At 51.9% G+C, this 5,960-nt stretch carries 5 protein-coding genes; 2 read left to right on the top strand and 3 right to left on the bottom strand.

What is annotated here, in order from left to right:
* Window positions 1–298: 298 nt before the first annotated feature.
* Window positions 299–1,438 carry a YdcF family protein gene (locus tag AC0QH1_RS14210; protein WP_324631822.1) on the bottom strand — a complete coding sequence of 380 codons (1,140 nt, stop codon included), beginning with the start codon at window positions 1,436–1,438 and terminating at the stop codon, window positions 299–301.
* A 478-nt stretch (window positions 1,439–1,916) separates the two neighbouring features.
* On the opposite strand from AC0QH1_RS14210, the gene AC0QH1_RS14205 reads away from it, so the two are divergent.
* Window positions 1,917–2,885, top strand: coding sequence for a pentapeptide repeat-containing protein (locus AC0QH1_RS14205; RefSeq protein ID WP_324631820.1), 969 nt, complete (start codon window positions 1,917–1,919; stop codon window positions 2,883–2,885).
* A 13-nt stretch (window positions 2,886–2,898) separates the two neighbouring features.
* Here the strand turns inward: AC0QH1_RS14205 and pap are convergent, their stop codons facing one another.
* Entirely contained in the window at window positions 2,899–4,389 is a 1,491-nt protein-coding gene (pap, locus tag AC0QH1_RS14200) for a polyphosphate:AMP phosphotransferase (RefSeq protein ID WP_324631823.1), read from the bottom strand.
* A 618-nt stretch (window positions 4,390–5,007) separates the two neighbouring features.
* On the opposite strand from pap, the gene AC0QH1_RS14195 reads away from it, so the two are divergent.
* Window positions 5,008–5,514 carry a DUF1648 domain-containing protein gene (locus tag AC0QH1_RS14195; RefSeq protein ID WP_324631819.1) on the top strand — a complete coding sequence of 169 codons (507 nt, stop codon included), beginning with the start codon at window positions 5,008–5,010 and terminating at the stop codon, window positions 5,512–5,514.
* Between the two features lie 137 nt (window positions 5,515–5,651).
* Here AC0QH1_RS14195 and AC0QH1_RS14190 read toward each other — a convergent pair.
* A partial coding sequence (locus tag AC0QH1_RS14190) for a CHAT domain-containing protein (RefSeq protein ID WP_324631818.1) occupies window positions 5,652–5,960 on the bottom strand: 309 nt, incomplete at its 5' end.

Below are 5,960 nucleotides of genomic sequence, written 5' to 3'. Positions count from 1 at the left end.
ATTAGCTTCATTTACCATCATATCACCTCATCCCCTTTCTGGCAAAAGCCGGCGAATTTTTTTTTCGGGGTTGACAAGGGATATGAGCATCGGGTATAATGAGACCGTGGCGGCAGGCAGGGCGTTTAAGCAATGCATAAATTGCTTAAGCGTGCTGGGTGGGTTTCAAAAAATCAGCTTCATTTACCATCATATCACCTCATCCCCTTTCTGGCAAAAGCCGGCGAATTTTTGCCTGGGGGGGGAGTGGGGGACGCGCCTGGATTGGGGGTAGCGTCCCCCATATTTTGCGAGAGCTTCATGCTTCGCCGGGGTCGGCCCAGGGTTGGGATGGGGTGGGTTGGAAGGTTTGCAAATTAGAAGAAGTGGGGGGAGGGGGAGGGGCACCGCAGTTGGTGCAAGGGTCGATCCAACCGCGCAAGAAGTAATACATGAGGGTGTAAAATTCCTCAATGACGCGGGTGGTGCGTAAGAAACTGGCGGCGTTGGGGATGAGTTCGGAGAGGAAAACCAGGCGATTTTGGCGATCGCATAAAACGTCCAACAAAGTGGGGGCGCGGGGAGTCACCGGAATATCGAGTTTTTCGAATGCCAGTCGGGCGCGGGGCATATCCAAGGCGGAGGAAATCAAGATAATGCGATTGCTGGGGAAGGGAAGAGTCTTGTCTTCGTGCAGATTGTCCAGGGCGATCGCAGTGGCGCGGACATTGAAGACTTCCTTGTTATCTAACAGCAGGATATCGGTGGAGGGGATACCGAGGTTAACCAGGAGGGTTTTGAGTTCTTCTGCTTCCGAGACCTTGGGGACGCTGACGTTATACCAGGGGGCGCTAATTCCGGCCCAGGCGAAGGGTTTGGGGCGGGCGGCGATAATGACGGGGGGGCGATTTCCCAGTTGTCGCTGTAGGTTGTACTGTTCCACGGCGCTAAAGAGGCGATCGCTCATTTGAGTTTTCAGCAGATGGGGTTGATAGGGCAAAAATGGCTGAGTAATGCCATTCGCCAACAGAACGATCGCCCCAACTTTACCCCTCGCCGGTCTTGTAGCGGCGGGGCGAGGGGTACAAAACTCCGTTTCCGGGAAATTGGAACGAATCAGCCAATATTCGTATTGTTCGGATAACCAGGGAATGCTACACAGCACTAAAATGGCGAGGGTTGAGGCGATGAGGGGATCGCGATTTTTCTGTTCTTTTTTTGTGGCCAAGATTAACAAAACGATGCACAACCCCAAAGGTTTGAGGGGGAAGGAAAGAATTTGCCATAAGGTAGAGACCCCCTGTTCCGTGGGGAAAAAGAAGGCCAAAACAATGATACAGAACAGAATTGCGCCGCCCAACCAGGTCAGATATTCTCGGGGAATGAGCTGAAGCAGCACGTACCAAATCAGAGCGGCGACAATGACCCAAAGCAGAATTTGAGTGATGACTAGAAACATTTCTTAATATCCTGAAGGGGTGATTCTCGGAAGCGGTGAATCGGTGTTTTCTCCCGGGGAAAGGGGCGGGGAAAATGCACAACACCGAGGAGGGGGAGAGGATTTGCTCAAACTTCCTTGACAAAAGTATGGGTTTCTTAAATTTTTCTGAAGCCGACGCCGAGTAAGATCGAAATAGGGCAAACGGAAAGCAAGAGCGCGGGAAAGCCGAGGGGCGATCGCAAGCGTGGTTCCTGCTTTGATTTTGCCACGAAGGAAAAAGCGATCGGGTTGGCATCGATGGCGGAACCGGGTTCTAGGCGAGTCACTCATGCTGATTTCGTCAGGGGTTTGGGCTTAACAAATCTTTATCAAAAAGCGCCAGCGGAGCGTTACTGTGGATGAGGGATTTGTGTACTTTAGAAATACCTTTTGACGACAAAGTGCATCGCGAAAATGGCCAATTGCTCCAACATGGTTGCAAATACAGATAGGGCAGATGAAAGTAAATCATTGGCTTAACCTTTACGAACAAGGAATACGAGACTTTTCTGGCTTAAACTTGCGCGGGGCAAACTTGGTGGGCGTTACCCTAATCGGCGTCAACCTCTCCAATGCCTACCTGGAAGGAATCGACCTGTCGCGATCGTTCCTGAGCAAGTCCAACTTGAGTCGCGCGGCGCTCCAGCGAGCCACTCTCAATTTTGCCAAACTCAATGACGCAAAATTTATTGATGCAGACTTAACCAAAGCTAACCTGCAAGGTGCCTTCATGGTGAAAGCTTCCCTGTGCGGGGCAAAACTGAGTGGGGCGAATTTAACGGCGGTGAACCTGCGCGGTGCGGATCTCAGCCATGCGAATCTCTGTGGCGCGTCTTTGCAAGGGATTAACCTGCGCGGGGCGAATCTCACGGGGGCGAATTTGAAATGGGCGAATCTGAGTGGGGCGCGCTTGAGCGGGGCGATTCTGAAGGGGAGCGAATTGGCGGGGGTGAAGCTGACGGGAGCCTTTTTGAATGGGGTGGATCTGGCGGGGGTGGATCTCGATGGTGTCAACTTGAGCGAGGCGAAACTCAGTGGGGCTAATTTTGCCGATGCCAATTTGCGGTTTACAAATTTTAGCGGAGCCAAGCTTCGTGGCGTTAATTTTACCGGAGCGAATCTGACGGGAGCCGATTTTAGCGGGGCGTTGCTGAGTCAGGCACAGTTCGATCGCAGCAATTTACGCAAAGCAAATTTGAGGGATGCGGAACTCGGCGAGGCTAACTTTGCCGGTGCTACGTTGGAGCAGACTGATTTAAACACCGCCACTGCGGTAGAAGAGGCGATGAACCAGTACCTCTTCTACTCGAATGCCGCCAAAACGGGGAGGGGAAGGCATGATTACCGACGAGAACCGCTGATTTGCAGCAGGGCGATCGCCGCGCCGATGCACGCCGAGGGAGCTACCACCATCAGCGGGGGGTGAAGCGGCGTGGGGATTATTTTCGCCGTTTGAGTTCGGTTTCGATGGCTTCGATGGCGCTTTGGATGATTTTCACCCGGGCGTAATATTTGTCATTCCCGGGAACTACGGTCCAGGGAGCGGTGGGGGTGCTGGTGCGCTGAATCATTTGGTTGACTGCGACGTGATAAAGGGGCCATTTTTCGCGGTTGCGCCAGTCTTCTTCGGTGAGTTTGTGTTGCTTGAAGGGATTGTCTTTGCGTTCGTTAAAGCGCTCTAATTGTTCTTCGGGGCTGATGTGCAGCCAGAATTTGAGCAAGACGTAGCCGGCGCTGGTGAGTTGTTCTTCAAATTCGTTGATTTCGCGATAGGCTCTGCGCCATTCCGGTTCGCTGGCGAATCCTTCGATGCGTTCTACGAGTACGCGCCCGTACCAACTGCGATCGAAAATGCCGATGGTGCCGGGATCGGGCAACCTGCGCCAGAAGCGCCACAGATAGTGATGGGAGAGTTCTTCGGTGGAGGGGGCACCGAAGGCGTTGACCACGTAACTGCGCGGATCGAGCACGTCGGTTAAGCGTTTGATGGCTCCACCTTTGCCGGCGGCGTCCCATCCCTCGAAGATTGCCAGGACGGGAATTTTTTGCAGGTGAAGGCTTTGTTGCAGTTTTCGCAGATTGCTTTGTTCTTTGCGGAGTTGTTTTTTGTAGTCGTCTTTGGACAGACTGAGGCTGAGATCGGCTTGGGAGAGAAAGTCGGGTTCGGTGGGTTGGAGCTGCGCTTGCGGGGGTAATACGGGGGGCGGGGTTTGACAGTGCCGCAGATCGAGGGCTTCGGTGAGGGTGGTGGCCATTTTGGAGAGGACTTTCACCCGCGCCCAGCGCTTGTTATCGCCTTCGACTAGAGTCCAAGGAGCAGGACCGGTGCTGGTTTGGATGAGCATGTCTTCCGCGATCGCGGCATACTCGTGGTAGTTCTTGGCTTGGTGCCAGTCTTCGGGACGCACGCGCCAGGAGTCTAGGGGATCGGCGGCGGCTTTTTTTAGCCGTTTTTTCAGTTCTTTGCGGCTTAGGTGGATCCAGAATTTGGCGATCGCTACCCCATCATCTACCATTTGCCGCTCGAAGGCATTGATTTGCCTCATGGTGGTGGGAATGTCGGCGTCGGGAATGCGATCGAAGAGCCGATCTTCTAATACGTTGATGTACCAACTGTGATAAAAAAATCCGATTTCGCCCCGGGCAGGGAGTTTTTGCCAAAATCGCCACAAAAAGGGATACTGTCGTTCTTCTGGCGTGGGGGGCCAGATGGGATGGACTTTGAAGCCGCGCGGATCCATATATCCGACCATTTTTTTCACTAGAGAACCTTTCCCGGCGGCTGCCCAACCTTCTAGCACGACAATCATGGGTAATTTTTTTTCCCAACAGGCTTTCTGAAGCTGGCGCATCTGCTTCATTAGGAGTTCTATCTGCTCTTTGTAGGCGTCTTTTTCCAGGGATAGCTTGAGATCCAGGGTGTCTAACATGAATTTCCGTTCGTTGATTCTGCATTCTAGAGGTATGGGTGCTCCATTGGGGATCGCTGGCGATCGCGCTGACGCTTCGCCGCCTCTCCCCTGTCGCACCCCGTCGAAGTATAACACTATCCGATCGCGGATTTGGGAATGGTGACGAAAAACACGGAATTGCAGATTTTAGGTTTTTTTTAGGCGATCGCTTCTGCTGTGATGGAAGGGCGATCGCTATCTCTTTTCTCCGGTCAGGGTTTTTTGACCCCTCGCCCTGACTTCTTTTTATACCAAGTCTGGTGGAGATGGAAAAGAGCGGGCGATTCAAATCGCGCTACGCTGCTACCTGTAGGGTGGCTTTCGAGTTGGCCACCCTACCCGGGTTTATATTTTACAGGTAAGCATAACTCAACCGCGTTTTATACTTAAACGACCGCGCGCCTACCGCCCCAAGCAAGGGGGGCATGTTGTATTAAAGTTTACCGTTTTGGAGCGGTTAAAATTAGAGGAAGCCGTGCTTTAAAATCCGAGGATGGAGAAAGACAATGGAGCATTTCTTCCGTTCGAGAGAAGCACTTTGGTTTTCAATTCGCTAGAATCAACAAAATTTATGCCGTCGATTGAATCAAAAAGGGTATGAATAGACAGCAAAACAACGAACGAGAGTTTATGGCGATCGCGCGATCGCCATTGGTATTGAGCTTAGAACTGGCGGCCCTGGTGGGGATTATCTGCACGTTTGTGGCGATCGGGCAGTTTTGGGGTCGTCTTCCCGAAACCATTCCCATTCATTTTGGCCTCACCGGGCAACCCCAGAACTGGGGCAACAAACCCATCCTCTGCTTGCTTCCCACAGTGGGAACATTGATTTACCTCATCTTCACCTTCTCCCCCTACTTCTCGCAATTATTCGATAATTCCTTACCCATTCCCGAAGAACAGGCCCAACACCTCTCCCAAATCGTCCGCGAGTTGTTCGCTTGGATGAAAGTGCAAATTATTTGGCTGTTTTTCTTCATCGAGTGGCAAATCATTCAAGTCAGTTTAGGTAACTCCCAAACCATCGCCACCACCTTCATCTTCACCGCATTGATTTTTCTCGGGGGAACCATTGGATTTTATTATCAGCAAGCAGATTTGTAGGTAGAAACATACAACTCCCTGTCGGTCATTGGTCATGTGGTAACAGGTCATTGACCAATGACCATTGACAAACAACAAACAACAAATGACCAACAACTACTCACAAACCACAAAGGACAAATGACCAATGACCACCCTCACTGCGCCTCTCCCATCAAGGTAAACGCCGCCCAATTCTCGGGACTGGGATACTGCTGCATGGTAGTCAGCATCGCCTGACGCAATGCCTGGGCTTTATCGCCACTGCTTTCCCAAGTTTGATAAAATTCTCGCATTAACAAATAGGTGGCATCATCGGGCACTTTCCATAAGGATACCAGCACGCTGGCGGTGCCGGCAGACATCAAGGAACGAGATAATCCGATGACCCCATCGCCAGTGATTTTTCCGCGTCCCGTCTCGCAAGCAGAGAGGACGACTAAATCCGCATTGAGTTCCATGTCGAA

This window comes from Phormidium sp. CCY1219 (genome assembly GCF_055795085.1).
The sequence above is the reverse complement of the archived record's forward strand: the minus strand, read 5'-3'. Positions and strand labels throughout refer to the sequence as shown.